This window comes from Thalassobacterium maritimum (genome assembly GCF_031127805.1).
Taxonomy (GTDB): Bacteria; Verrucomicrobiota; Verrucomicrobiia; order Opitutales; family Coraliomargaritaceae; genus Thalassobacterium; species Thalassobacterium maritimum.
The window spans coordinates 12,853-38,125 of sequence record NZ_JARXHW010000023.1; the positions used below are offsets into that span (position 1 = coordinate 12,853).

24 protein-coding genes and 1 pseudogene are annotated in these 25,273 nt (G+C 53.7%); 17 read left to right on the forward strand and 8 right to left on the reverse strand.

Going from position 1 to position 25,273, the window contains the following annotated elements:
- Nucleotides 1-179: 179 nt before the first annotated feature.
- Entirely contained in the window at nucleotides 180-824 is a 645-nt protein-coding gene (locus QEH52_RS10830) for a response regulator (protein WP_308950393.1), read from the forward strand.
- Nucleotides 825-867: 43 nt separating this feature from the next.
- On the opposite strand, the gene QEH52_RS10835 is transcribed toward QEH52_RS10830, so the two are convergent.
- A complete protein-coding gene (locus QEH52_RS10835; protein WP_308950394.1) occupies nucleotides 868-1,692 on the reverse strand; it encodes a sirohydrochlorin chelatase in 825 nt (274 codons plus the stop codon).
- Nucleotides 1,693-1,776: 84 nt separating this feature from the next.
- Here QEH52_RS10835 and QEH52_RS10840 point away from each other — a divergent pair, with 84 nt between their 5' ends.
- Nucleotides 1,777-2,400, forward strand: coding sequence for an OmpA family protein (locus QEH52_RS10840; RefSeq protein WP_308950396.1), 624 nt, complete (start codon nucleotides 1,777-1,779; stop codon nucleotides 2,398-2,400).
- A gap of 67 nt (nucleotides 2,401-2,467) precedes the next feature.
- Here the strand turns inward: QEH52_RS10840 and QEH52_RS10845 are convergent, their stop codons facing one another.
- Nucleotides 2,468-3,952 carry an alpha-amylase family glycosyl hydrolase gene (locus QEH52_RS10845; RefSeq protein ID WP_308950397.1) on the reverse strand — a complete coding sequence of 495 codons (1,485 nt, stop codon included), beginning with the start codon at nucleotides 3,950-3,952 and terminating at the stop codon, nucleotides 2,468-2,470.
- Between the two features lie 78 nt (nucleotides 3,953-4,030).
- Between QEH52_RS10845 and nadA the strand changes: the two genes are divergently transcribed.
- From nadA to QEH52_RS10880, 7 genes are all read left to right on the forward strand, one after another.
- Nucleotides 4,031-5,017: a quinolinate synthase NadA gene (gene nadA, locus QEH52_RS10850; RefSeq protein WP_308950399.1), complete on the forward strand. Its 987-nt coding sequence runs from the start codon at nucleotides 4,031-4,033 to the stop codon at nucleotides 5,015-5,017.
- 34 nt (nucleotides 5,018-5,051) lie between these two features.
- The gene (locus tag QEH52_RS10855; RefSeq protein ID WP_308950400.1) at nucleotides 5,052-6,278 is read left to right on the forward strand and encodes an MFS transporter; all 1,227 of its coding nucleotides are present in this window, start codon (nucleotides 5,052-5,054) and stop codon (nucleotides 6,276-6,278) included.
- 117 nt (nucleotides 6,279-6,395) lie between these two features.
- The gene (gene rpiB / locus QEH52_RS10860; RefSeq protein WP_308950402.1) at nucleotides 6,396-6,839 is read left to right on the forward strand and encodes a ribose 5-phosphate isomerase B; all 444 of its coding nucleotides are present in this window, start codon (nucleotides 6,396-6,398) and stop codon (nucleotides 6,837-6,839) included.
- A 130-nt stretch (nucleotides 6,840-6,969) separates the two neighbouring features.
- Nucleotides 6,970-7,545 (forward strand): ClpP family protease, encoded by a 576-nt coding sequence (locus tag QEH52_RS10865; RefSeq protein ID WP_308950404.1) that lies wholly within the window; start codon nucleotides 6,970-6,972, stop codon nucleotides 7,543-7,545.
- Nucleotides 7,546-7,550: 5 nt separating this feature from the next.
- Entirely contained in the window at nucleotides 7,551-7,862 is a 312-nt protein-coding gene (locus QEH52_RS10870; protein ID WP_308950406.1) for a ribonuclease III domain-containing protein, read from the forward strand.
- Between the two features lie 169 nt (nucleotides 7,863-8,031).
- The gene (locus QEH52_RS10875) at nucleotides 8,032-8,922 is read left to right on the forward strand and encodes a rhomboid family intramembrane serine protease (RefSeq protein WP_308950407.1); all 891 of its coding nucleotides are present in this window, start codon (nucleotides 8,032-8,034) and stop codon (nucleotides 8,920-8,922) included.
- 36 nt (nucleotides 8,923-8,958) lie between these two features.
- A complete protein-coding gene (locus QEH52_RS10880; RefSeq protein ID WP_308950408.1) occupies nucleotides 8,959-11,367 on the forward strand; it encodes a carboxy terminal-processing peptidase in 2,409 nt (802 codons plus the stop codon).
- A 71-nt stretch (nucleotides 11,368-11,438) separates the two neighbouring features.
- Here the strand turns inward: QEH52_RS10880 and carA are convergent, their stop codons facing one another.
- Both carA and QEH52_RS10890 read right to left on the reverse strand, forming a co-directional pair.
- Nucleotides 11,439-12,605: a glutamine-hydrolyzing carbamoyl-phosphate synthase small subunit gene (carA, locus tag QEH52_RS10885; RefSeq protein WP_308950409.1), complete on the reverse strand. Its 1,167-nt coding sequence runs from the start codon at nucleotides 12,603-12,605 to the stop codon at nucleotides 11,439-11,441.
- Between the two features lie 68 nt (nucleotides 12,606-12,673).
- Nucleotides 12,674-12,970 carry an ArsR/SmtB family transcription factor gene (locus tag QEH52_RS10890; protein ID WP_308950411.1) on the reverse strand — a complete coding sequence of 99 codons (297 nt, stop codon included), beginning with the start codon at nucleotides 12,968-12,970 and terminating at the stop codon, nucleotides 12,674-12,676.
- Between the two features lie 94 nt (nucleotides 12,971-13,064).
- Here QEH52_RS10890 and QEH52_RS10895 point away from each other — a divergent pair, with 94 nt between their 5' ends.
- On the forward strand, nucleotides 13,065-14,252 hold the full coding sequence (locus QEH52_RS10895) for a KamA family radical SAM protein (RefSeq protein WP_308950413.1): 1,188 nt from the start codon (nucleotides 13,065-13,067) through the stop codon (nucleotides 14,250-14,252).
- On the opposite strand, the gene QEH52_RS10900 is transcribed toward QEH52_RS10895, so the two are convergent.
- From QEH52_RS10900 to QEH52_RS10915, 4 genes are all read right to left on the reverse strand, one after another.
- Complete coding sequence (locus QEH52_RS10900) at nucleotides 14,249-15,409, reverse strand: DUF481 domain-containing protein (RefSeq protein WP_308950414.1); 1,161 nt, start codon at nucleotides 15,407-15,409, stop codon at nucleotides 14,249-14,251. The genes QEH52_RS10895 and QEH52_RS10900 overlap by 4 nt on opposite strands.
- Nucleotides 15,406-16,932 carry a ribonuclease Y gene (gene rny / locus QEH52_RS10905; protein WP_308950415.1) on the reverse strand — a complete coding sequence of 509 codons (1,527 nt, stop codon included), beginning with the start codon at nucleotides 16,930-16,932 and terminating at the stop codon, nucleotides 15,406-15,408. Before rny ends, QEH52_RS10900 begins: the two co-directional genes overlap by 4 nt.
- A 232-nt stretch (nucleotides 16,933-17,164) precedes the next feature.
- Complete coding sequence (locus tag QEH52_RS10910; RefSeq protein WP_308950416.1) at nucleotides 17,165-18,058, reverse strand: hypothetical protein; 894 nt, start codon at nucleotides 18,056-18,058, stop codon at nucleotides 17,165-17,167.
- A gap of 64 nt (nucleotides 18,059-18,122) precedes the next feature.
- Complete coding sequence (locus tag QEH52_RS10915) at nucleotides 18,123-18,779, reverse strand: HAD family hydrolase (protein WP_308950417.1); 657 nt, start codon at nucleotides 18,777-18,779, stop codon at nucleotides 18,123-18,125.
- Nucleotides 18,780-18,921: 142 nt separating this feature from the next.
- Here QEH52_RS10915 and QEH52_RS10920 point away from each other — a divergent pair, with 142 nt between their 5' ends.
- The 7 genes and pseudogenes from QEH52_RS10920 (at nucleotide 18,922) to QEH52_RS10945 (ending at nucleotide 25,235) form a co-directional block, all read left to right on the forward strand.
- Entirely contained in the window at nucleotides 18,922-19,458 is a 537-nt protein-coding gene (locus QEH52_RS10920) for a hypothetical protein (protein ID WP_308950418.1), read from the forward strand.
- A 28-nt stretch (nucleotides 19,459-19,486) separates the two neighbouring features.
- Complete coding sequence (gene gmk, locus QEH52_RS10925) at nucleotides 19,487-20,077, forward strand: guanylate kinase (RefSeq protein ID WP_308950419.1); 591 nt, start codon at nucleotides 19,487-19,489, stop codon at nucleotides 20,075-20,077.
- Between the two features lie 166 nt (nucleotides 20,078-20,243).
- Nucleotides 20,244-20,369: pseudogene (locus tag QEH52_RS20725) on the forward strand (prepilin-type N-terminal cleavage/methylation domain-containing protein); the annotation flags it as partial.
- Between the two features lie 30 nt (nucleotides 20,370-20,399).
- On the forward strand, nucleotides 20,400-20,735 hold the full coding sequence (locus tag QEH52_RS10930) for a hypothetical protein (protein ID WP_308950421.1): 336 nt from the start codon (nucleotides 20,400-20,402) through the stop codon (nucleotides 20,733-20,735).
- Between the two features lie 122 nt (nucleotides 20,736-20,857).
- Nucleotides 20,858-21,334: a hypothetical protein gene (locus QEH52_RS10935; protein ID WP_308950422.1), complete on the forward strand. Its 477-nt coding sequence runs from the start codon at nucleotides 20,858-20,860 to the stop codon at nucleotides 21,332-21,334.
- Nucleotides 21,335-21,405: 71 nt separating this feature from the next.
- On the forward strand, nucleotides 21,406-22,845 hold the full coding sequence (locus tag QEH52_RS10940; RefSeq protein ID WP_308950424.1) for a DUF7305 domain-containing protein: 1,440 nt from the start codon (nucleotides 21,406-21,408) through the stop codon (nucleotides 22,843-22,845).
- Nucleotides 22,846-22,949: 104 nt separating this feature from the next.
- Complete coding sequence (locus QEH52_RS10945; RefSeq protein ID WP_308950425.1) at nucleotides 22,950-25,235, forward strand: Tex family protein; 2,286 nt, start codon at nucleotides 22,950-22,952, stop codon at nucleotides 25,233-25,235.
- Nucleotides 25,236-25,273 lie beyond the last annotated feature (38 nt).

Here is a 25,273-nt window from a genome sequence, read left to right on the forward strand (position 1 = left end):
GGCCAGCGAGCAAGCAAGTTAGCAAGCCAACACGAAACGAAGCCCTCAGCATGGTAAACGCTATGCCACGTTTGAGCGATTATCCAAGTAAAACTAAGCATCGTTCCTACTAAACTATTGAACTAAAAGCTTTATTACTAGTCCCAAAGCAGCATAGTAATCTCCAATTTCTGTCTACCATGAAAACTGTTGCCATAATCGAAGACCAAACAGCCATCCGCGAGATGGTCAGCCAGGCTGTAATTGACCCCAGCGAATACAACGTAATCATCGAAAGTGGCGATGGGCAAATAGGTTGTGACAGTTGCCTAGAGCAGAAGCCTGAATTCGTGATACTCGATGTGATGCTGCCCAACCTAAATGGCACGGAAATACTACGCATCTTCCGGGAAAAGATACCAGAGACCCAGGTATTGATCTTTTCAGGCTATCAAAGCCCAAGCCTAGTACGTGAACTGCTACAAGCGGGCGCTCATGGATTCGTTGAAAAATCAGCGCCCCTCTCCGAACTACGCAAAGGGATCGAAATCGTCTCGAATGGCGGCAGTTACTTCGGCCCCGAAGTCGCGCTATTGTTGCGCGAGGCGATGGCAGACCCTCGGTCAAGCGACTCTGGCATAAACATTTTGACCAAGCGCGAACGTGAGATCTTACAACTCATCGCTGAAAGTCACAGCACTCGCGACATTGCCGCCAAATTAAGCATTAGCGTGAAAACTGCGGAAAACCACCGCACCAATCTGATGCGCAAGCTCGACCTACACGACGTCGCCAGCCTCACTCGCTACGCGATTAACAACGGCCTCATCTCGATCGGCAACTAAGGTCGACTCCGGCCCAAAATCAGCCACAGACTCCGGCCCAAAATCAGCCACAGACTCCGGCCAGACGATCGGCCAAAAGATCTAGCAACAAAGGATGCTCTGCCAGCAGCGGAGTGGTCCGAATGAGCTCAAAGGCCCCGGCCTCCTGCAGGCCTGCACAGATTTCAGCCACATCGCCTCCCTCGCCTGCGTGGCGTCCAGGCAGCAAGAAAAACATGGCAAGGATCAGTGGTCCGCCCGCGAAAGACTCCAACTGACCGAGTTTTTCTAGTAAGGGTTCGTTAAAAGCATAGGCCTCGCCCTCGCGTCGCTCCATCGAGCAAGGCTGTACCGCTCCGTCAGGCAAGTCCAACAACTGACTGAGCTGGCGCGCCACCGCGTTTCGCACACGGTTGACCTCAAGAATCGGCGAACCATGATCCACTAGCGCAACTTTGGCCTGTTGCCAATTGGGAAGCGCTCGCAACTGATCCGCCAAAATCTGTGCTAAGCGCAAATCGGGCGAATCCATATTCGCCCCTGCCAGCACAGGCGCGATCCGAACAGAAAGCTCCGGACAGTCCAATTGCAACTCCGCCACGACTCGGGGCAAATAGTCCAATATCGCCAAACTCGGCCCGAGGAAGAGCGGCAGGCACACAAAGTTTCGCTGCCCCTGTGCAATGTGCTCTCGCAAGCGCCGCTTTACGATCGTCGCCGGTTGCCCGCCCAACAATTCCGCGGGCACTTTGTGCGCATGCAAGAGACTCACCGCCTCAATCGACAGCTGCAAGCGCGCGGAAAGTGCATCCGCTAGGCCTCGCAAAGCGAGCGTCGCCTGCGGACGAAGAGAGCCATTATCAACTAAAAATACAATGGGGGCGGTCATAAAATGGAAAAGTAAACGATAATTTCTCCAGACTTTTAGGAAAATGTTTGCGAGTTACAAATCATACCACCACATTCTGAAAACATGAATAAGATCGGCCGCACATTTCTTACTCTGCTATTAGCAGTTTGCCTCCTCCCCGCCTGCACACGCAAGCAAGCACCTTCACAATATGGCAACGAAATGGGAAGCGGCAAGAGCAGTCAAGGCAGCAGCTTAAGCGACACAGGCGACTTTGGCGGGAACTACGTCCCAGAAGGCTCTTTCGACATGAGCCTCGACGGCAGCATTGATGGAGATGGCAACGGAGAACTGACACAGCGCGGTTCGCAGGGCATCGAAAATGGCATGTATGAAGGCTTCACTATGGTCGAAGGCGTATTGCCCTCGATTTACTTTGATTTCGACTCCTCTTCGGTGGCCGCTTCGGAACGCTCAAAACTACAACAAGCCGCAGACTACTTAGAGCAAAATTCTGGTTATCACATTTTAGTCGAAGGTCACTGCGACTGGTATGGCACCAGCGAGTATAACTTGGCGCTCGGCGATCGCCGCGCCAATAGCATCAGCGACTACCTCGGCACACTAGGCATCACTCCCCTCCGTGTCGAAAAGCTTTCCAAGGGCAGCCTCGAAGCCACCAGCGGGTTGTCCAAATCACAGTCTTCGCAAGATCGTCGCGCAGACCTGATCCTACTCAAGAAATAGTCTCCGCAAAGGGGCGAACGACGCCTCTTTACCTGTAGCAAGTAGCCAGCTTGCCAGCAGATTCACTTTAGAGCGAGTGCGCCTCCAAAAGCCAATAGCCCCATGGGCTTAAGGTGATATTCTCACGGGCAGACAGATGATGAGACTGGTCCGTCAAGACATCACGATAGCGGCCAGCCAGCGCGGGATCATCGATTGTAACACGGGCAGATTCGGGCGAGAGATTCAGAATCGCGATAATTTTGTCTCCATTTTTCTGCCGGTAAAAGGCCCAAACTTGCGCATCCACTCCTGTCTGAAAATTCACGAATGCTCCGCCATGCGCGCCATTCCACAAAGCTTGATTGCGTTTCTTCCACTGGAATAGGCGCGTCAACAATGCACGTTGCGAATGTGGGCGCCACTCAATGAGGTCCTTGTCAAAGAAGCGCAACATTTTGTCCAAGCCCGCTTCCTCTCCATTATAAATCATTGGCATGCCAGGCGCCGCAAAGGTGTAAGCCCGCAAAACAGCAGCGGCTGGTCCATAGTCTTCCTGCACGGTGGAGTGCCAACTGTTTTCGTCATGATTACTGAGGAAGCGCATGCGAATCGCCTGCCTTGGATATTTCTCGTCCTGCTCATAGCTTTCGTAATCAGCCAAATCTTTGGCATCAATTTCCCCCGCCTTGAGCTTGCGCATCTCCCCCATCTGGTGCCAGGCGTAGCTCATTTCAAACGCTTGCTGGTGAAATTCCGGCAACTGCCCTTCCGCCAACATAAAGACGGGAGCCACCTGATTCAACGCCTGACGCGCTTGATTCCAGAACGCAGTCGGCACCTCCTCGGCCACATCGCAGCGGTAGCCGTCGACCCCATATTCACGCACCCAATATTCCATCGCATCGATCATGGCGAGCCGCAGACCATCGTTCGCATAGTTTAAGGCGATCACGTCGGTCCAATCCTCGACAGGGGGAATAAAGTCCCCGGCTTCGTTGGTCTCATAAAATTCTGGATTAGTGAGCGTCCATGGATGGTCCCATGCAGTATGATTCGCGACCCAGTCTATGATCACGTACATGCCCAGCTCATGCGCGCGATCCACCAGCGCCTTGAAATCCGCCCCACTGCCGAACTCAGGGTTGACCGACTTATAATCGCGGACCGAGTAGTAACTACCCAAGCTGCCCTTACGATTTGCCTCACCGATCTCGTGAATCGGCATAATCCAGATCAAGTCGATCCCCATCGCCTTGATTTGCGGCAAATAAGCAGTCACTTGCTCGAAGCGCCCCTGTGGCGAGAACTGGCGCACGTTCACTTCATAAATACCCACATTCTTAGACCAATCCGGATACATTCCAAAGGGAGCCTGCGTCGCTGGGCACACCAGTGTGCCCAGCAAACTAAAAGCGAAAATGGTAGCGAATAGGAATCGGGAAAGTCGTTGCAGCATATGATTAAACATGCGGCTATACATGCGACACACAATTACAGGCCCAGTTTGACGGTTGACTTCCACGACAATGAAGCCCTTAGGCCATTCGCTGCTGGATTGAAATTCTTTCAATGTTCATTAACATAGCGCTTAACTTCGCTTTACAGAGCTGCAAGCATCTGCACTCTCTCTGCATCACCAAAACTGAAAATGGCCACTGCAACACTCAATTACGAACCCATGGTCTTCAATCCCAAGCTCGGGAATGAAGCGCCTCTCACTGCGATCCAAGAAGAGATCCTTGCACTCAAAAAAGAGCGTAACGCCCTAATTCTGGCGCATAATTATCAGATCGACGCGATTCAGCGCGTGGCTGATTACGTGGGCGACTCCCTAGGGCTGGCTTACAAAGCCGAAGAGGCCGACACTGACTGCATCGTGTTCTGTGGTGTGCACTTCATGGCGGAGACGGCTAAGATCGTCAACCCGAACAAGCCTGTGCTGCTGCCTGAGATGGACGCTGGCTGCTCCCTATCCGACTCCTGCCCAGCCGAAAAACTAGCTGCCTATAAGGAGGCAAATCCCAATGTCTACGTCGTCGCCTACATTAATTGCTCGGCCGGCGTCAAAGCCCTCTCCGATGTGATCTGCACCAGTGGCAATGCTATGAAGATCGTCGAAAAGGTCCCCGCGGACCGCGACATTCTGTTCGTGCCGGACCAAAACCTGGGGCAATGGGTCAGCAAGCAGACCGGCCGCGAAATGCAGCTGTGGCCAGGCTCCTGCTATGCGCACGTGCTATTCACACAGCAGGCGATCGAACGCCTGAAGTTAAAATTCCCCGACGCATTGGTGGTCGCACACCCGGAATGTGTTGAAACTGTGCGCGACAATGCGGACGAGGTTTGCAGTACCGAAAAGATGATCGGCTTCTGCCGCGATTGCGATGCGGAGCAAATCATCGTCGTTACTGAAACTGGCATGATCCACCGCTTGCAGCGTGAGATCCCGGAAAAAACTTTCATCGCGGGCCCGACCGACACCTGCGCTTGCAACGACTGCCGCTTTATGAAGATGAACACCATCGAAAAGCTGCGTGATTGCCTGCGCGATATGTCACCACAAATCGAGATGCCCGAAGACATTCGCTTGAAAGCCTACGCACCGATCAAGCGCATGCTTGAATGGAGCAAGTGAAGCGTATCGAACGTTCCAAAAAGGACGTTCAATTGTGAATAACACTCAACATTCCATTTCAGAGCTTCAACGCTCGAAATTCGCTCGCGCGACCTACCGCAACGACCTGTTGCGCGCCCCTTGCTTGGGCATACTCGAAGCGGGCTGGCAGACCTTTGCGCTCGTAATTGCCATTCGCTACTTTGACGCGAGCGAAACGCACAAGTCGTTCATCGCCGGCGCGGGGCCGATCGGATTCCTACTCACCCCACTGACCTTATATCTGGCAGCCAGCCTACGCGCCACACCCGCACAGGCTTGCGCAGTGGTCTTTGGCGCGGCTGCCGTACTCCTGACTGGGGCCAGCCTGGCGCAGTCGCTCTTCTTCTTCACAGTCTTTGTCGTCACGAGTCAGGTGGCCGCGGTGCAACAGGGCCCCCTGATGCTACAGGTCTACACGGAAAACTACAGCCGCTCCGAGCGCGGACGTCGCATGACCTGGCCCTTTATTTTAACAGCATTTTGCTCCATCGGATTTGCATTTTGCGGGGGCCGCCTACTGGACCAAAAGATCGAGGCCTACCATTGGATTTTTGTGGGCATGTTACTCGCTGCAGCGATCTGCGCGCTGGTAGGCCTTCGCATCCCAAGCAGTCCACTCTCACGCGACAACATCGGCAACCCATGGCAAAGCTTTAGCCTCATTTGGAAGGATCGCTTCTTCGGCTACATCCTCGGCACTTGGATGCTACTGGGCTTAGGGAACTTGCTCACATTACCGGTGCGGATCGATTACCTCGCCAATCCCAACTACGGCGTCAACGCTAGCAACACCACCATTGCGCTATTGATGCTCGTGGTGCCTGCGGTGGTGCGTATCTTAAGCACCAAGATGTGGGGACATCTCTTCGATCGCATGCACTTTGTGACGACACGAAACCTACTGAATCTATCATTCTTGCTCAGTATCGTGCTCTTCTTTTTCACCACCAACCTTTACGTGCTCACACTGGCGATGGCCTTCCAAGGGCTCTCACTCGGCGGCGGCAAAATTTTCTGGAGCCTATGGGTCACTAAGATCGCGCCCGAATCGAAGGCCTCCTCCTATATGAGCATCCACATGGCACTCACCGGGCTGCGCGGGACCCTCGCTCCTTTCCTCGGCTACTATATCCTCAGTCGCTCCACGCCTGCCAGCGTAGCCACCATTGGCATGACGCTCATTATTATAGCCTGCGTACTCTTCGAGTTCGTGCGCGGGCATAAGCGCCTGCGGGAATAAAATGCCCCCCAAGGCAATCCCCAAAAGCCACAGCCACTGCCCGCTCCTTAGAGCTCGCTTCAAAAACCTAGTCAAGATGACTTGCAGTGTGCCTGCACTTTGACATTCATGGCAGAAATGACAGACAAAACCCTTACCGTTTCCATTGGCACCGACCACGCGGGCTTCCCGCTCAAAGCGCCCATCGTCGCATTTTTAAAAGCACGCGGCTACGAAGTTATCGACTGCGGCTGCGACTCCGACACTTCTTGCGACTATCCCGACTTCATCCGTCCCGCGGCAGAGGCCGTGGCCTCTGGCAAGGCCGACTGCGGCATCGTGCTCGGAGGCTCTGGTAATGGTGAGGCAATCGTCGCCAATAAAGTCAAGGGCGTGCGTTGCGGACTCTGCTGGGACGAATGGTCGGCTCAAATGACCAAAGAGCACAACAACGCCAACTGCATCGCTATCGGGGCGCGCCCCGTGCCCGAGGAACTAGCACTTAAGATAGTCGGCATCTGGCTAGACGCCACATTCGAAGGCGGACGCCACGAGCGTCGTGTCGCCAAGATTGAAGGATAGCCTGCGCTCGACTATGTTTTTCCATTCGCAGCTTGAAAGAACGACTAGCTGTGCTCTCTCTATTTAATCACAACTGCATCAAACTATAGCGGTCTTCACCAGTGAAGCCCCCTACGAAATAATATTTACCATGGCCGACAAGAAATCCAAAGACAAAGAAGAAAAATCAATCAAGATCCAGGAAAGCTTCCTCAAAGAGCGCAAGGTCTTCCTCTGGGGCGAAGTCTCCGACAAGTCCGCACGTGATGTGACCGAGAAGCTGCTCTATCTTGAGATGGAAGCGCCGGGTGAAGAGATCACTTTTTACATCAACACACCCGGTGGCTCAATCACCGCTGGCATGGCGGTTTACGACACCATGAAGTTGATCAGTTCTCCGATCAAAGTGGTCGTCACAGGCATGGCCGCCAGCATGGGCTCGATCCTGCTGTGTGGTGCCGACAAGGGCAACCGCTACCTGTATCCGCACTCACGCGTGCTCATTCACCAACCTCTCATTTCAGGCCAAATGGTCGCCGTGGCGGTGGACATCCACATTCAAGCTCAAGAAATGGAGCGCTTGCGCGATGAGTTGAACGCTATCCTTGCAGAGTCTTCCGGACAAGCGCTGGAGAAGATTGAAAAGGACACCGACCGCGACTTTTACATGACTGCCGACGAAGCCATTGCATACGGCCTCGCTGACAAGATTGTTGATAAAATCTAAAGGCCTTGATCGAGGAAGAGAAACGCACAAAGGCCTGGATCGGGGATGCCGTCTTGGCCCTCTTTGCGCGCGAGTGGATACTGAAGCAAAGCGACATTTCAGTGAAGCAACGCGCAGAGGTCTTTATTCAAATGACTTCCAACCAATTTCTCTCCTCGCTCGGTGAGCCCACCGCGATGGAGGCCGAGATCGGAGTCGTCTACGAAGATCAGGGCCTGCAAGCTGCCTTCGAGTTCATCGAAGGCAAGTTCTTGCCCCTCTTCATCAAGCGACGCACTAAAAGTAAGCAGCCCGGCAGCTATCGCACCAGAAAATAGGTCCAAACGCGCGAATAAGGCGTAAAAACTGCTGCTAGAGAGGCAAGAAGCGATCTCAATACTTGCTCCCGAAGGAACAGGCAGCCATATTGGCGGTCTTTTCTTAATTCCGGACGACCACGCGCCGGCAATTTTGATTTTCTAAGACATGCTCTACGACCGTCCGTATATGAGACAGTCTCCTTCGGAGACTGCTCCCCCCAAGACTTCGATGACGACCACGCTGATCGTCATCACAGTGGCCGTGTTCGTATTACAACAAGTGCTGAACGTCTTCTTTCCCAGCGCATTTGGGCGTGAGAATACTTTCATGGGCGACTGGCTGAGTCTGAGCGGCCAAAACTTCCAGCAGCTCAAAGTGTGGACCCTGCTGACCTATGGTTTCATGCATAGCACGGCTGGCTTCTTCCATATTTTTGGTAACATGCTGGGGCTCTTTTTCATTGGACGCATCGTCGAACCAATTCTGGGTAGGGAGCGCTTCCTCGGCCTATACCTAGCCGGCACCTTACTAGGTGGCAGTGTGTATCTACTGCTGCATTTTAACGAGTATGGTGCCGTGGTGGGCGCATCCGCATCCGTCATGGCGATTTTGACGCTCTTCTGCCTACTCTACCCCGAGCGCCCGATCACACTACTGATTTTCTTCATCATTCCCGTCACCGTAAAGCCAAAGTGGGTATTCTGGGGCAGTCTAGCCATCTCGCTCGGCGGCATCTTATTTTACGAACTCCCCGGTCACTCACACGTGGCACACTCGGCCCACCTAGGCGGCATGCTGGCCGGCATTCTCTACTTCCGCTACGTGCACAACCAGAGCCACAGCTTCTTTGGTTCCAATAGCATAAATGCCCGCACCACTGTGGAACAGCCGGCCTGGTTCAAGCGTCGCAAAAAGACCGAGGCCCACATCAGCTACAAGGTCAACCGCAGCAACCGCGACGAACTACAAAAAGAAGTGGACCGCATTCTCGATAAAATCAACGCCTCCGGCTTTGGCTCCCTTACAGACGGTGAAAAACAGACCCTCGACCGTGCCAAAGATCTCTTAAGCCGCTAAGCCCAGCGCATGTCAGACGATACTACCCAATCACGTATGAATAAACGAATTCTTCGAATCGCACTCGTCGCCGGCGCGGCGCTCGCAGTCGTACTCTCGACCAATGCCAAGCTCGACCCGAGCCAAGAAATGGCCTCCCAGACACGCTGGGTCGTCAACACCATTAACGCCCGCCACTATTTGCGCGGAACAATGGAGCAGCTCAATGGCGCGGAAATGGTCGAAGCCTACATCGAATCTTTCGATTATGGACGCATGTATTTTCTTCGCTCTGAAGTGGATGAATTTATCTTTCGCTTCGGCGACGCGATGGAGGCATCCCTCAAAAAAGGCAACCTCTACTCCGCCTTCGAAATCTACGAGAGCTTCAAACAAAAAGCGGAACAACGCACCGAATGGGCCTTCGAACGCCTGCAAAAAGATTTTGATTTCACTGTCGACGAAAGCTTCACCCCCGATCGTCGCGAAGCAGAATGGCCCGCCTCCTCCGAAGAAGCAGAAGCCCTCTGGCTGCGCCGCTTGAAGTACGAATTACTCAATGAAATGCTCTCCCTCGCGTCCGAAGACAAAGAGGACGATAACGGCAGCTCGTTAACACCGCAAAATCCCGACATTGCCGCTCCAGACGAAGAGGAAGAAGAGTTCGACCCGACCAAACTACGACGCTTACTGGAAGATCCCGACTTCTACGCCGAAACACTCGACGCAGCTCGCGAGAAAATCCACCGCCGCTACGAGCGCAACCTCAGCCACACCGTGGCCCGTGAAGCCGCAGAAGTGCAGGAATCCTTCATCAATGCGATGACGCAGCTCTTCGATCCACACTCCACATTCCTGTCCTCCGATACGCTTGAGAGCTTCAACTCTGCCGTGCAAAACTCCTTCGTAGGCATCGGCGCACTGCTCGAAGACGACGACGGCATTTGCACCATTAAAGAAATCCTTCCTGGCGGTCCCGCCGAGCGCTCGCGCCTACTCAACCCCGAAGACCAGATTTTGGGGGTCGCCCAAGGCGACGATGAGTTTGAAGATGTCGTCGACATGCAATTGCGCTATATCGTGCGCAAGATCAAAGGCGAAAAAGGCACCACCGTGCGCCTACTCATCCACCCCGGTGACGCCTCCGACCCGTCCGTGCGTAAGATCGTTCCGATCGTCCGTGGAGAGGTCAAACTGACCGCCAACCTGGCCACTGCCAAACTAATCAGCGTGCCAGTCGACGAATCACAAACGATCGCCGTCGGTGTCATCGAGCTGCCCTCCTTTTATGGTAACATAGGCGCTGGAGGCACACTCACCACCACCACGGACGACGTCTCCGAATTGATTAACAAACTACGCGATGCAGGCGCCGAAGGCATTATCCTCGACCTGCGCATGAATGGAGGCGGCCTACTCAGCGAAGCGGTACGCTTGACTGGACTCTTCATCCCCGTCGGCCCCGTGGTGCAAGTGCGTGACAGCAACGGCCGCACAGATGTACTCTCCGACCGCGACCCCGAGATGCTCTGGGACGGCCCACTCATCGTGCTCACCTCCCGCTTCAGTGCATCCGCGTCCGAGATCGTAGCAGGCGCACTGCAAGACAATGACCGCGCGCTGATCGTAGGCAACAGCTCCACCCATGGCAAAGGCACCGTACAAGAGGTGTACCACATGAACACCCGCATGCCTTTCTCCTTCCTAAAGAGCAGCCAACCGCAAGCACGCCCCGTAGCGACTAAAATTACCATTAAGCAGTTCTTCCTGCCCGACGGCAGCTCCACCCAAGTCAAAGGTGTGCCTTCCGACATCGTATTGCCCTCCGTCAACGAGTTCCTCCCCATCGGTGAGGATGACCTGCCCCACGCACTACCATGGGACGAAGTCGCCGCAGTTGACTGGGTTAACAACTGGGCAAAACTCAATGTCGACAGCCCCGAAGACCCCTCACTGGTGCAAGAACTCGCCGCTGCTAGCCAAGCACGTCAAGAATCGCTCGAAGAGTTCCAATTCTTAAAAAAGCAAATCGAGTGGCGCCGCCAGCGCTACGACGAAAAGGCGATCTCAGTCAATATGAAGCAGCGCATCGAGCGCAAGATTCGCGAAAAAGACTATATCGATGAGCTAGACGACACCTACGACGCCCTCAGCGAGCAAGACTACCCCATGCAGGAGTTCCTACTCAAAGTCACTGAAGAGCAAGAAGCGCTCTCAAAGAAGACCCTCGCCGAACCCATAAAAGCCATCGCAGAGAACCTCAGCGAAGCCGTCATCGGCGAAGACAACAGCGGCACTGTCGCCGAAGCCGTAGACGATGCCATCGCTTCCGAGGAAGCGCAAACCGAGGAGGAAGAAGAAGAGCCCAGCTACGACATCTACCTGCGAGAAAGCGCCCGCATCATGGCCGACTGGATCGAAAGCCTCCAGCAACCGGCCCAGACCGCAAGCAAGAGCTCCATGTAGCCTGAGGCCGTTCGCCAAGCACACGCAGCCGACGGCTCTCGCCGTCGTGCTACATTGCTTTCAGCTGCGTCCTACGCGTGGTGCTTCGCGACCATGTTGTAGAAATCTACAAAGAGTGCATCGGCGTCGTTGGGACCAGGAGCGGCTTCGGGGTGGTATTGCACCGAAAAGACGGGCTTGTCCTTGAGACGTAGACCTTCGACTGTTTCGTCGTTGAGGTTGATCTCGGTGACCACGGCACCTGCCTTTTCCAACTCTTCGCGGGTGGATGCGAAACCGTGGTTTTGCGCAGTGATCGAAACCTTGCCAGTTTCTAAGTTCTTGACGGGCTGGTTGCCGCCACGGTGACCAAACTTAAGCTTAAAGGTCTTCGCCCCCAAGGCGTGTGTAATAATCTGATGCCCCAAGCAAATACCAAAGGTGGGATACTCCTCGATCAATTCTTTGACGGTGGCGTGTGCATACTCCACTGCACCGGGATCACCAGGGCCGTTGGAAAGAAAGACACAGTCGGGCTCGATCGCTTGAATCTCCGCAACCGAAGCGGTCGCAGGAAAGACATGCACATCGAAACCATGATGCTGCAATTTGCGGTAAATCGAGAATTTTCCGCCGAAATCCATTGCCGCGACCTTGAAACGAGGCTTCTCAGTTTTGTCCGCGTTTAAATTCAAATCGGTGCCGACCACGGTGAATGGGGTCGATTGCTTCATCTCGGGGTCCCATTGGTAGGCTTCTTTCGCTGTGACCTCTTTAACAAAGTCCACTCCGATCAGGCCGCCAAAGTCCTTTGCACGCTGAATGGCATCTTCCTCGGAAATATCCTCGGTAGTGATGCAAGCCTTGAGCGCACCAGAGACGCGCAGCTTTTTGGTGATGGCGCGTGTATCCACCCCCTCGATGCCTGGAATGCCCGCTTCGGCCAAATAATCTTGGATCGAAATATTACTGCGCCAGTTACTGGCGACGGGGCTGATCTCACGTACAATGAAGCCCTTGACCTTGGGACCGTCGGACTCGACGTCATCCGGGCAAATGCCGTAATTGCCGATTTGCACCGCCGTCATAGTGACGATCTGCGAAAAATAAGACGGATCGGTCAATATCTCTTGATAGCCCGTCATGCTGGTATTGAAGCAGGCTTCGCCTACGTTGGTAGCTACAGCGCCAAAAGCGCGGCCACGGAATACGGTTCCGTCTTCAAATGCAATGAGTCCTGTGCGAGTCGTTTTAGCCATGTTAGCGCAGGAGCCAAACGAGAATCCCGCGCCATGCAATTCAAAAGCTTCAAGTAAAATACAGCAAGCTAACTCAAGACCTCTTTTAATTGCAGGCTCACCTGCTCTGCGGCCTCTAAATCGATCCAATAAATCATGTCCCGACATTTTTTCTCATTGGTAATGATTCCAGCCTGCCGCAAGATGCGTAAATGGTGCGAGGTCGCAGGCTGTGAGAGCCCGATGCGCTCTGCAATGGTGGAAACGTTGCATGCGTTATGGCAGGTAGGCTCTGTGGGCAAAATACGCAAAATCTGTAGGCGCAGCGGGTCGCCCAGCGCCCATAGCTGCTTCGCTAGCGCATCGATCTCTATATTTGTTTTCACTGCTGCCATTGACATATTTAAGTATATAGATACATCAACTCGTCAACTACCGAAGATTTTCTTTCGACTACTTTAGCTCCGACCACTACTGACAATGTATCCAAACGACTCACTCGACAACTGGCAACAAGGCCAAGGCCTCTGGGCCGACGTGCCCGCCGAAGACTGGAATAGCTGGAAATGGCAGCTCAAGAACCGTCTCACCAAGTTGGAGCACTTGGAGCAGCATATGACGCTCACAGCCGACGAGCGTGCGGGCTGCCTGTTCGCGAAGGACAAGCTCGCACTGGCAATCACCCCGTATTTTTTCAACCTAATTGATCGCGAAGACCCGAACTGCCCCATTCGCCGCCAGATCATTCCACGCGCGGGCGAAATGCGCACCGCTCCCGAAGAGATGCTGGACCCGGTGGGCGAGGAAAACACGAAACCAGTTGACGGCATCGTGCACCGCTACCCCGACCGCGTGCTGTTCTTGGTGACAGATCGCTGCGCCTCCTATTGCCGCTACTGCACACGCAGCCGACTGGTTTCCAACGCGCAGGACTACAACTTCCACCCGGAATTTGAGAGCGGACTAGAATACATCCGCACACACCCGGAAGTTCGTGATGTGCTACTGAGTGGTGGCGACCCCCTACTTCTCTCGGACCGCAAACTGGACCACTTACTGGGCGAACTGCGTAAAATCCCACACGTGGAATTCATCCGTATCGGCTCACGTATCCCAGTATTTTTACCTCAGCGCATCACACCAGAATTGTGCGAAATTTTCAAAAAGCATGGTCCCATTTGGATGAGTATCCATGTCAATCACCCCAACGAGTGCACCCACACCCTGCGAAATGCCTGTGAACAATTGGTGTATGCAGGCGTGCCAATCGGGAACCAGTCGGTGCTGCTGCGGGATGTAAATGACGATGCAGATGTCATGAAATCGCTGATTCACCGCCTGCTCATGATGCGTGTGCGCCCCTACTACATTTATCAGTGTGACTTAATCACCGGCAGCGCTCACTTACGCGCCGACCCGCGCAAGGGCATCGAGATCATCCGCAGCTTGCGCGGCCATACCACCGGATATGCAATCCCACAATTCGTGATCGATGCGCCGGGTGGTGGCGGCAAGATCCCAATTAACCCTGACTACATTAAGGAGATTACCGACGAGGCAATCGTCATGCGCAACTTCAGTGGCGAAGAGTATCGCTACCCGCTGACCGCAGGTGCCGCAGTGGAACAGGACCCGAACGCGCCTGCACTAGAAACAATTCTCGCTTAGAAATAGACGACCAAGGCGTTACGCCATTGCACATCGTCCTGCGCATTTCCGTCGCCGACATCGTTATCGAAGCTCTTATTGTATGAGAACTCGAAACCTAGCAGGTCTGTCAGTCTCAGCCGCAGCGCAGCGGAGAAGATATAATTGTACTGCTGCGAATCCTCGGGGTTGATATAATAGTTAAACTTCTGAACGAGTGTGGTGCGCTTGATCGGGCTCCATGTAGCTTCCTGAAAGACATTGAGCAGAGGGTTGAAGCCAGAGCGCGTGTCTTCATAGTCCGCATCCAACTCTTCGACACCACCACCGGCTCCAAATAGCACATTAATCTTGCTCGATGGCTTATAGCGATAGCCGATCCCCACTGATTCCTGCGCCTCACGATCAATGCCTTTAATATGATCCGCGCGATAGCCGAGTGCATTTTGCACAAACCAATCGTCCCAGAAAGTGCGACGATAGGTAAATTCTGCATCCATTTTATCGGTTGATTTGTATTCATTACCGTTCGCAGCCTCTGTTTGGCGATACGTGTAAGAGCCACTCAAGCGGTAATAATTGAGGCTTTGCTTAGGCTTAATCTCTAAATTCCCCTTCGCATAACTTTGCGCCCAACGACTGTCACCTTGGCTCAAATTAATGCCGAGCTTCAAGCTACCCGACCATGAATCTGGAGTCTTGTAGTTCTTCACGGTATTAAAAGTTTCCGCCAACTTCAGCTCTCTGAGCTCAGCAAGCTTCGCCTCCATGATCGACAATGCTTCGTTGGCTTTCGCCAGTTCTACCTCGGCAGGCTGCTGCACTGGCTCGGCAGACACCTCCCGAGCTGGCTTTGCCTCTGTAGCAGGCTGCTGCTTGTCAGTTTTTGCCTGCGCTCGCTGCCCTTGCCCCTGTGCTCGCTTTGGCTTGGCCGCGACTTCAGGCTTAGCCTGAGTTTCCGCACTCTGCCTTGTAACCGACACCACATGCGCGCGCGCCAGTCTCAGTTCGCCCAAAACAGCCGACTTTAAAACAAGCGTCGTTTCGGTAGACTCGGGCGCAAGCTCCCCGATTAAGCGCTCGCCACTATCTAAGACCACCACCGAAGGGGCCGCCCATGCCGTCGACAGACTAAGCAGCCACAATAGAGCACTTTTATGAAATCGTGGAAAAATCATACCGCAGTTTCCGAATATCTTTGTTCTCGAATCACAGTGATTTCGACCGTGCCCGGGTAATTAAGTTGCTCTTCAATTTTCTGACGGATCGTGCGGGCCAATTGACGCGCTTCCTCATCGCTGACCATCTCTGGCTCCACAATGACTCGCACCTCGCGCCCCGCCTGCACGGCATAGGCTTCGCTCACCCCCATCTGAGCAGCGGCAATCTCCTCGATACTGCGCACACGCTGAATAAAGCCATCGATGGACGACGCGCGTGCTCCTGGACGCACCGCTGAAAGTGAATCCGCGACCATAACCAGCCCCGCGTAAGCACTTTCCGCAGGCACTTCTTGGTGGTGAGCTGCAGCAGCGTTGACTACACGTGCATCTTCACCGTGCTGCTTAATGATCTCTGCCCCAACAGTCGCGTGACTGCCCTCATAATCTTCATCGACTGCCTTGCCAATGTCGTGGAAAAGTCCCGCCCGTTTCGCAATCAGCGGGTCCAGACCTATTTCTGAAGCGATCAAAGCGCAGAGATTGGCCACCTCCACAGAGTGCGCGAGGGTATTTTGATTATTGGAAAGTCGGTAATGCAACTTTCCCAAGAGGGCCACGACTTCCGGATGCACATCGTGCAAACGTAATTTGCGCAAAGCCCCCTCCCCCAGATCGATCACATTGGCATGCATTTCCTCTTCAGCTTTGACCACCTCATCTTCAATACTGGAAGGATGTATGCGGCCATCGCGCAAGAGCGCTTCCAGTGCGATACGAGCCACTTCGCGGCGCACCGGATCAAAGCATGAGATCAAGACGGAATCGGGTGTCTCATCGATCATCAGCGTCGTGCCGGTGGCATGCTCGAAAGTTCGAATATTACGCCCCTCACGTCCAATAATGCGCCCCTTCATTTCCTCGCTGGGCAAAGTAACCACCGTTGCAGTGGCGTCGTTCATCGGCTGGCTCGTGATCCGTTGCATCGCAGCCAACAAAATACGTTTCGCTTCACCAGCAACCTCGGCCTCGCCGCGCCCGAGTAGCGTCTGGCGCAAGTCACGAATCTCCTGCGCACATTCGCGCTCGGTGGATTTCATCAACAATTGTCGCGCATCGTCGCGCTCCATTTGCGTAATCTGGTGCAACTTCAGACGATAAAGGCGACGAATCTTCTCAGCCTCATGCTCCGCGTCGCTCAGTAAACGCTGCTCCCGAGCTAGCTCCTTAAACTTTAAGTCGACTTGCGCCTGCTGCTCCTCCTGCCGTTCCGCTTCACGCTCTAGTTCCCGCGAGCGAATCTGCAACTCCTCTTCACGCGCCACCACTGAGTGGCTCAGTTCAAGTTCCTTATTTTTAAATTTTAATTCCAACTCCGACTGCGCCTCTTTTTGAGCCAATCGCGCCTCGCGTTTTTCAACATCAAGTTGACCACGTAAGCCCTCCTCTAGCCGCTTAAAACGGCGTTTTGTCGCTATCCATGTCAGTAAAATGCCGAGAAAGACACCTAACAGGCCCCCGAGTATAGAGTCAAAATTCATACGTAAATGTGTGCTATAGACAGATCGACAAAACGGGGTGTTTTCTGTGAATCAGCCTGAAGGATCCAAACGCTGCGGGGTGGTCAGCAATTAGTAAATTTAGCTGAAATATGAGTATCCTGCTCGCGAGATCAAGTGAAACCTGAAACCAAAAAGCTAGACACAAAAAGACGGGCGACTCCATTGGAGTCGCCCGTCCCGTAAACAAGACTCACACAAAAATCATTGTATTCTAAAATTCGTAGACTGCGGAAAGCGTCCAGCGATCTCCGAACAAGCTCTCGTTGTCGTTCAACTCTGTTTCATAAGCAACACGCAAGCCCAGCCCCTCGAGGACACGCAACTCGGCGCCTAGCGCTACAGTATAGGTATCTTCGCCATCCCCACCGGGCAGACTCCCCGCATCGACCCCTGAAAATGGAACAGCCGAATCATCCTGAGCAAAATAAGCGTTCACCTCGACCACGGGGCTCAGCCACTCAGTCAAATAATAATCCGCATGCACATGCGCCGTAATCATATCCGAGTTCCCCAAAAGACTATCGGAATCATCCTCGGAAAGGATCGCATTCACAGTGGCGCCTAGGTGCAGCTGATCAAAGCCCTTATTCGCGGAAAGCCATAAGCGCAGCTCATCACTGTCCTGCAGCACTTCTTCGTCTCCCCAGCTGAACTCGTAACCGATCCCTGCGGCCATGTGAAATTGATTTTCCCAGTCTTGAATGAAAGCCCACTTGATACCTGCGCCGATATCGTTCCAACCGGAATTATCATCCAATACCGGGCCCGCATCATCAAACTCAGTATAGCCATCCTTATAAGCGACCAACTGTAAGCTCTCGGTAAGCGCCACACGCAGCTGCAAGGCCATGACTGACGCGGAGCCATTGTTCAGAATACCCTTCGTATCCGAATCAAAGTCGTGCTGGACATACCATGCGCGCAGATCAGTCGTCACAAAAGAATCTTCATGAAAATACGGCGCCGAAATCGGACGCACCGCCTTTTGCTCAGGGGCAGGCTTCGCAGCCGAGTCGCCAAACAAAACGAAGCCGCCTTGCGCGTTAAGAGTAGATCCCAAAGCAAGTAAGCTGAGAGATGCGAGGGTATGTATTTTGCTTTTCATTGGTAATATTGAACGAACTTAAGATAAGAACACCTAATCTAAGCAGTCAACCAGAAAAGCTATGCTAATTCAATAATTGCCGTAAATCACTGACTTCAGTGACGACCTCACCCGTTGGACGATTGGCCTCTGATGGAAAATAGACAAAATGTGCGCCTACATGCTCAGCCGCCGCACGATCCGCTTCCGCGTCGCCCACAAAGACACAGCGATGCGCGGGCGTGCCCGTCTCCGCTAAGATGCGAGTCAGACTCTCAGGTTTCGCTGGCGGTGAACCGATGATTACATCAAACAAGCCCGCGGCCCCAGTGGATTCCATCATCGCCTCCAGTGCTTGCTGCGGCGTGCCCGAAAGCACGTAACGCGGGATCCCAGCCTCCCGACAGGCCAGCACAAACTCGCGCGAGCCGACGCGCCAATCCGCTTGAGCACAAAGCGGCTCGCAGATCTCTGCAAAACGAGCCACTTCGTCTACAAGAAACTGCTCTGAGACTGACTGCCCCAACAGATCCTGATAAAAACTGCGGATATGCTGCGTTCGAGCCGTTCCAAAGCCCGCCATCACGATCTCCATAAAAGCCGCCCGCTGCGCGGCATGCGCCTCCGGCACCCACTGCCGAAAGGCCTCAATCTTGGCAGCCATCGACTCCAGCAACACCCCATCACAGTCAAAAACAAGCAAGTCGATCGGCTTCAATGAGTTCTCTAAAAGTAAATCCATAGCTGCAACATGACAGCCACGCCCGCACAGACAAACCTCGACTGCTTTTTTCCTTCCACCACAGCCAATCTCCATTAGCTATATCTGATCGTTCGCACTCAAAGAGTTCAGCGAGCGTCTTATTTCACACCGCATTCATACAATGACACTTTTCCAAGCCACTCTCTTTACCAGCATCTTTCTGATCGCCTTCGGTGCTCACTTTCTGTGGCACGGCATGCGCTCGGCAGCGAGCGTGCAAGCATTTCCCCGCTCGCGAGTCGCAGCCTACATCCTACTCGGCACTGCCGCCGCATGGTTCCTGTATAAGATCACACAACTCGGCCCAGCCGACTTTGGGCAATATAAGAACCTGCTATTTGGTGTCTTTCTTGTCGTGGCAGTCGGCTCCTTCATCTACGTGCCGGACTTCCTCGCAGTGCGCGGACTCGCCGCCCTGATCTTATTGACAGCAGGCACCCTGCTGAATGCCGCCTACATGGAGCTGCCAGCCACTCGACTCTTCCTAGTCACATTTGTATATGTCGCGATCGTAGCGGCTCTCATTTTAGGCTCCAACCCCTACAAATTGCGCGATTTCTTTGAGTGGCTCTACAACAAGGAAGCACGCCCACGCATCTTTGGTGGCGTATTCGCAGCGTACGGCCTGCTCCTGCTCGGAGTCGCCCTCACTTACTAACACCCAATAATACCGAACGATCAAAACCATGGCTGTGAATACAGGTCACCTCATCATCGTATCAGGCCCCGCTGGCAGCGGCAAAACCACCGTGTGCGACCGCATGCTCGCCGAAGTGCCAGGCGTGCAACGCGTCGTCACTTCCACCACCCGCGCGCCGCGTGCGGGCGAAGTGGATACCATCGACTACTACTTCTTCGACCACCAAAGCTTTCAGGCCAAAATCGATGCGGGCGCCTTTTACGAGCACGCCCACGTTCATAGCAATTTATACGGCACCTTAAAAAGCGAAGTGCAAAACAAGCTGGCAGCCGGAGTGGACCTGTTACTCAATATCGATGTGCAAGGCGCGGCTCAAATGCGTGATACCGCACAAAACGACCCGCTACTCAAAGGCAAGGTCACCACTGTCTTCATCATGCCCCCCACCATCGCTGAGCTCGAAGTTCGCTTACGGGGACGCGGTACCGACGCCGAGGACGAAGTGCAACGCCGCATGCAAGTCGCCGTCGAAGAGATGCAACAAAGCGAGCTCTACGACCATACCATCCTCAGCGGATCTCGCGACCAAGACTTCGCCGCACTCAAGGAAATTTACCAGTCTCTCAAAGCATCCTGAGCCCCAAACGATGCCTCTGCGTAGTCGCTGACTGCGCGCCTACAATCATATTAAGAATCTTGTAAAAATGAGGTTTATACACTATACGATTGTATGTTAGTGGTATTCATGCTAGTACTAGCGACATTTGACATCGCCTAGCTAGCGATAAAAAATGCCTTAGAACATGCAGATCGACACGCCACATTCACCTCCCCAGACTCCGACGGCACGAAAACTTGCATGCCGGCAGACTCGCGGATTCACACTGGTAGAAATCATGGTGGCGATTATGGTTATAGGGCTTGGCCTGGCCTCATCCGCAATATGCTTGCGAATAGGTATGCTGCAAAATGATACAGCGCGCGCGACCTCTTATGTCACCCAGGTCTTACAAGATGAAGCGGAACAAATCAGATTACTCAACTGGTCGGCCCTTCAAAATCTGGCGAGATCTGCGACTTTTACCGCATCGGAGACCATACAGTTTCCTGAGGTTCAGCCCGACAAGTTCGTGTTCAAACGAGAAATCACAGTTCCGAATGGTGAATCAGGACTGCTACAAATTCGTTTATCGGCAGAATGGACAGGCATAAAGGACGATACGCATCAACTCGCCATGGTTTTTAACTACGCCGAAAACGGGATGCACGACTACTACTATGGTCTACGGCCTTAATTACCAGCCTTACAATTTTAGATTACGATTTCATGTGTAACACCGCGATAAATACAGCCAAGAAGAGAGCCTCGACCTCCGGGATGACACTTGCGGAGCTATTGGTTGCAGTGAGCCTTTCCATGATTCTGTCAGCAGTCGTCATCACCTTCTACCTCAGTTTTGCGAGAGCCACATTAGTGGCGTCTGATTACTCCGATTTCGATATAGAAACGGGAAAACTAATCCAAAATTTTTCGCGCGACGTCAGAGAAGCGGAGTCAATCACGTGGTCTAATAGCAACAGCTTCAAACTTCTCAAAAAGGGGGTCAATTATACTTACACCTACGACCCCGACAGCCAAGAGGTGACACGGCAAGAAACAGGTAGCAGACGTGTCGTATTAGCCTCCAATGTCAGCGAGCTTGACTTTCTTGCTTACGATATTACTGGCAGTCCCATAATTCAGGGCATCAGCCTAACTCCTCTCAACGAAAACACAAAGATGCTACAAATCGTAGGTGAATTTAGCAAACATACCAATGCAGGCACCCCAACCACGGCAAAGATCGCATCGGCCCGCTACATTCTTAGAAACAAAGACACTCCAACCCCGTAAGGACTATGCATACACATATTAAACCATTCAGGGGCGCCACATCTAAACAAGGGAGCGCTTTAATCATCTCCATGATTTTCACGACACTACTCGCAGTGATCGCGATACCTGGCTATCTGAACTTGAGCAACCAAACACTCAAACAATCCAACCGCGTCTTTTACAACACGGCCGCCATCAATCTTGCTGAGTCAGGAATCGAATATGCCGTGCAAGCAATTATGCTGCAGTCGGAGAATAACTACGATTGGACCAATTGGACCATCACTGGCCAAAGTGCCCTGAAAACACTCGATGAAATCACCTTTACCGGCAACATAAAATCGACCACTAAGATTTCCGTCTACAATTATTCGAGCGACTCGCCAGAGGTCGTCGTCAAATCATCAATCAGTCAGCCAACCGGCCCTCCTATCGAGAAATACATGTATGCCAGCATTTCAGCGTCGAGCGCACAAGGGCTCTTTGCCTATGGCATGCTGACCAAAGATTTCATCAAAGCCAGCGGAGGTGTCAAATTTGACAGCTGGGTCTCTGACCCAGACAATGACCCCAGCACTCCTTACATTCCCTACAGCAGCGGCGTAGCGACCGACAAGGTGGCCATCGCCACCGCGAGTACCGCTGCCGGTGCCATCACAATCGGCAGCTCCGATGTATATGGCACGGCAGCCGTCGGCTCAGCTGACTACAGCGGCCTCGACGTGGGCTGGGGCGGCCAAGTCGGGCCTAAAGATATGAGCGAATGGGATTCGTCCGACACCGACGAACTTTGGAAGAAAAACGGCTGGTTAGTCTCCACTCAAACAGGCGCCCTATCGACCGGCTTCACTGCAGATTTCGAGGAAATCGAAGTACCCACCCTCACTCCGACCGACCTTAGGCTCGATTATAAGCTCCCCTACACTGATCGGCGCCAAGTCAGCAATAAATGGTCCACATGGTATCAAAACGTTTACGTAGATGAAGAAACTCTGGGCGCCCCCAACACTCTCACCATTCTCAATTTAGATGAACTGGAAGTCAAAGCGGGCGCGACTCTCCGCATCGAAGGCGACTTGGTCATCAACTTACCCAATGAAAATCAAACCACACTCAAAGTAATCGAGGGCGGCACCATCGAAATGGCTGACGACGCCACCGTCACGATCTACCTCGCTGGCGACATGGCGATCACAGGTGCGGGACTCTTTAGCGAAGTTTCTCCCCAACAACTACAGATTTGGGGCACCGCTACAGGCACACAAAATTTCGATTTCCTCAACAACGGACAATTCAGTGGCATCATTTATGCGCCCAATGCCGAAGTGAAGGTCACCGGCAACTCCGACATCTACGGCTCCGTTATCAGCAAGAACATAGAACTCACAGGTAGTGGTTCCTTCCGCTATGACCAGTCGCTAGCCAACTACACCGGCGGTACCACCAGCGCAGGTCCCACGACTGTAGACTATGTTGAAGAATTGGTCGGCGAGGAGCGAGCTCCATACATCGACGACCTCGCCTTCTAAAAAAACGCTGTTTGAGCCACAGTTTTGCTTTCCCTATAGAACATCTGTACTAGGGTCGTCCGCTTTCCCACGATACCCAAATCGGGAGCGCCTTTTTACCACCCATGCAGAACCCATTTATTGATCAAATCGCCGAAGAACTGAGCCTCAAGGCTCATCAAGTCGCTGCCACCGCAGCACTGATCGCTGAAGGCGGCACCGTTCCCTTTATCGCTCGCTACCGTAAAGAACAGACTGGCGAGCTCGACGAAGTCCTCATTACTTCGATTCGAGATCGCTTGCAACAACTCGCCGACCTAGCGAGTCGTCGTGAATCCATCAAGAAATCACTCGATGAACGCGGCCTGCTAAGCGACGAACTGAAAAGCAAAATTGCCGAAGCCAAGACTCTCGCCAAACTGGAAGACATCTACCTCCCCTTCCGCCCCAAACGCAGGACCAAGGCCATGATCGCCCGCGAACGTGGCCTCGAGCCGCTGGCCACACATATTTTTGAGAACCAAAATGCCAACGACACCGCGCAACAAGCGCGCAGCTATGTCGATGCCGAAAAGGAAGTGCCCGACGCCGACGCCGCACTGCTTGGCGCACGCCACATCATAGCTGAATGGATTAGCGACGACGCCGACATCCGCGAAAAACTACGCAAACTCTTCTGGGAACATGGGGTTCTAAGCTCCGAGGCCTTCCCCGGCAAAGAAGCCGATGGCGCCAAATACAGCGACTATTTCGACTGGCAGGAACCGATCAAAAATGCCCCCTCCCACCGAGTGCTGGCGATCCGCCGCGGCGAAAAAGAAGGCTTCCTGTTCCATCGCATCCTGCCTGAAGAAGAGAGCGCGATCGCGATGATTGAAAAACAATTTCTCAAGGGACGCGGCCCCGCCGCCGACGAAGTCAAAAAGGCCATCGCCGACGCCTACAAGCGCCTACTCAGCCCTTCGATGGAAACTGAAGTGCGCCTGCAGGCCAAAAAGAAGGCCGACGCAGCCGCCATTCAGGTATTTGCGGATAACGCGCGCGAACTTTTGCTCGCCTCCCCACTGGGACAAAAGCGCACCATGGCCGTCGACCCCGGCTTCCGCACCGGTTGTAAAACCGTGATTCTCGACGCTCAAGGGCAACTACTCTTCAACCACGTGCTTTTCTGCACAGGCAGCGCTGGTCAAGTCGAGCGCGCCGGTATTGAAGCCAAGGCGCTGATTGAAAAATATAAGATCGAAGCCATCGCCATCGGCAACGGCACAGCCGGCCGCGAAACCGAGGCCTTCTTCCGCGGCTTGGGACTCTCGGCAAATATCGTGATTGTAAGCGTCAACGAATCGGGCGCCTCGATCTACTCCGCCTCTGAAGCGGCTCGCGAGGAATTCCCCGATCAAGACCTGACGGTGCGTGGCGCCGTTTCCATCGGCCGCCGGCTGATGGATCCGCTGGCGGAACTGGTCAAACTCGACCCAAAATCCATCGGTGTGGGCCAATACCAACACGACGTGGATCAGCTTGCACTCAAGCGCACACTCGACGACACCGTGATCTCCTCCGTCAACAAAGTCGGCGTCGAGATCAACACCGCCAGCAAGCAACTGCTCTCCTACGTATCCGGCCTCAACGAATCCATCGCGGGCAACATCGTCGCACACCGACAAGAGAACGGCCCCTTCAAATCCCGCAAGGAGTTTAGCAAAGTCAGCCGACTCGGCCCCAAGGCCTTTGAACAGTGCGCCGGCTTCCTACGCATTCGCGACGCCGCGCACCCCCTCGACCAGAGCGGCGTGCACCCAGAGCGCTATGCGCTCGTCGAGCAAATGGCCGCCAACATAGGCTGTAAAGTTCATGACCTAACTCAAGACAGCAGCGCACGCGCAAAAATTAAGCTCGAAGATTACGTCTCCGACGAAGTCGGCCTGCCCACACTGCGAGACATCATGGAAGAACTCGCCAAGCCCGGGCGCGACCCACGCAAGCAGTTTGAGGCCTTTGCTTTTGCCGAGGGGGTCGAGAAAGCAGCCGACCTCACACTCGGCATGAAGCTTCCCGGCATCGTGACCAATGTAACCGCCTTCGGGGCCTTCGTCGATGTCGGTGTGCACCAGGACGGACTGGTCCACATCAGCCAGCTCTCTGACAACTTCGTCGACGATCCCAACAAAGTCGTGAAAGTCGGCGACAAGGTGCGGGTCACCGTCACCGAAATCGACCTCCAGCGCAAGCGCATCGCACTCTCCATGAAGAAGCAGCCCGAAATCGGCGGCAAAAAAGAGCGCACGGGCGCCCCCAAAAGCCGCGGCGCCCAGCCTGGTAAGGGACAACAGCGTGGCCAACGAGGCGATCGCCGCTCCAGCAACAACGACTTCGGCAGTAACTGGTTTGACGCCGCCCTCAAAAAGTGATCCGGGCGTCTGCCGCACGACAGAAACTACGATTACAA

What these genes read in the sequence shown, in the direction of transcription:
- QEH52_RS10830 (WP_308950393.1), top strand. Translation starts at nt 180, where the DNA reads ATGAAAACTGTTGCCATAATCGAAGACCAAACAGCCATCCGCGAGATG.
- QEH52_RS10835 (WP_308950394.1), bottom strand. Translation starts at nt 1,692, where the DNA reads ATGACCGCCCCCATTGTATTTTTAGTTGATAATGGCTCTCTTCGTCCG.
- QEH52_RS10840 (WP_308950396.1), top strand. Translation starts at nt 1,777, where the DNA reads ATGAATAAGATCGGCCGCACATTTCTTACTCTGCTATTAGCAGTTTGC.
- nadA (WP_308950399.1), top strand. Translation starts at nt 4,031, where the DNA reads ATGGCCACTGCAACACTCAATTACGAACCCATGGTCTTCAATCCCAAG.
- rpiB (WP_308950402.1), top strand. Translation starts at nt 6,396, where the DNA reads ATGACAGACAAAACCCTTACCGTTTCCATTGGCACCGACCACGCGGGC.
- QEH52_RS10865 (WP_308950404.1), top strand. Translation starts at nt 6,970, where the DNA reads ATGGCCGACAAGAAATCCAAAGACAAAGAAGAAAAATCAATCAAGATC.
- QEH52_RS10875 (WP_308950407.1), top strand. Translation starts at nt 8,032, where the DNA reads ATGAGACAGTCTCCTTCGGAGACTGCTCCCCCCAAGACTTCGATGACG.
- QEH52_RS10880 (WP_308950408.1), top strand. Translation starts at nt 8,959, where the DNA reads ATGAATAAACGAATTCTTCGAATCGCACTCGTCGCCGGCGCGGCGCTC.
- carA (WP_308950409.1), bottom strand. Translation starts at nt 12,605, where the DNA reads ATGGCTAAAACGACTCGCACAGGACTCATTGCATTTGAAGACGGAACC.
- QEH52_RS10895 (WP_308950413.1), top strand. Translation starts at nt 13,065, where the DNA reads ATGTATCCAAACGACTCACTCGACAACTGGCAACAAGGCCAAGGCCTC.
- QEH52_RS10900 (WP_308950414.1), bottom strand. Translation starts at nt 15,409, where the DNA reads ATGATTTTTCCACGATTTCATAAAAGTGCTCTATTGTGGCTGCTTAGT.
- rny (WP_308950415.1), bottom strand. Translation starts at nt 16,932, where the DNA reads ATGAATTTTGACTCTATACTCGGGGGCCTGTTAGGTGTCTTTCTCGGC.
- QEH52_RS10910 (WP_308950416.1), bottom strand. Translation starts at nt 18,058, where the DNA reads ATGAAAAGCAAAATACATACCCTCGCATCTCTCAGCTTACTTGCTTTG.
- QEH52_RS10915 (WP_308950417.1), bottom strand. Translation starts at nt 18,779, where the DNA reads ATGGATTTACTTTTAGAGAACTCATTGAAGCCGATCGACTTGCTTGTT.
- QEH52_RS10920 (WP_308950418.1), top strand. Translation starts at nt 18,922, where the DNA reads ATGACACTTTTCCAAGCCACTCTCTTTACCAGCATCTTTCTGATCGCC.
- gmk (WP_308950419.1), top strand. Translation starts at nt 19,487, where the DNA reads ATGGCTGTGAATACAGGTCACCTCATCATCGTATCAGGCCCCGCTGGC.
- QEH52_RS10930 (WP_308950421.1), top strand. Translation starts at nt 20,400, where the DNA reads ATGCTGCAAAATGATACAGCGCGCGCGACCTCTTATGTCACCCAGGTC.
- QEH52_RS10935 (WP_308950422.1), top strand. Translation starts at nt 20,858, where the DNA reads ATGATTCTGTCAGCAGTCGTCATCACCTTCTACCTCAGTTTTGCGAGA.
- QEH52_RS10940 (WP_308950424.1), top strand. Translation starts at nt 21,406, where the DNA reads ATGATTTTCACGACACTACTCGCAGTGATCGCGATACCTGGCTATCTG.
- QEH52_RS10945 (WP_308950425.1), top strand. Translation starts at nt 22,950, where the DNA reads ATGCAGAACCCATTTATTGATCAAATCGCCGAAGAACTGAGCCTCAAG.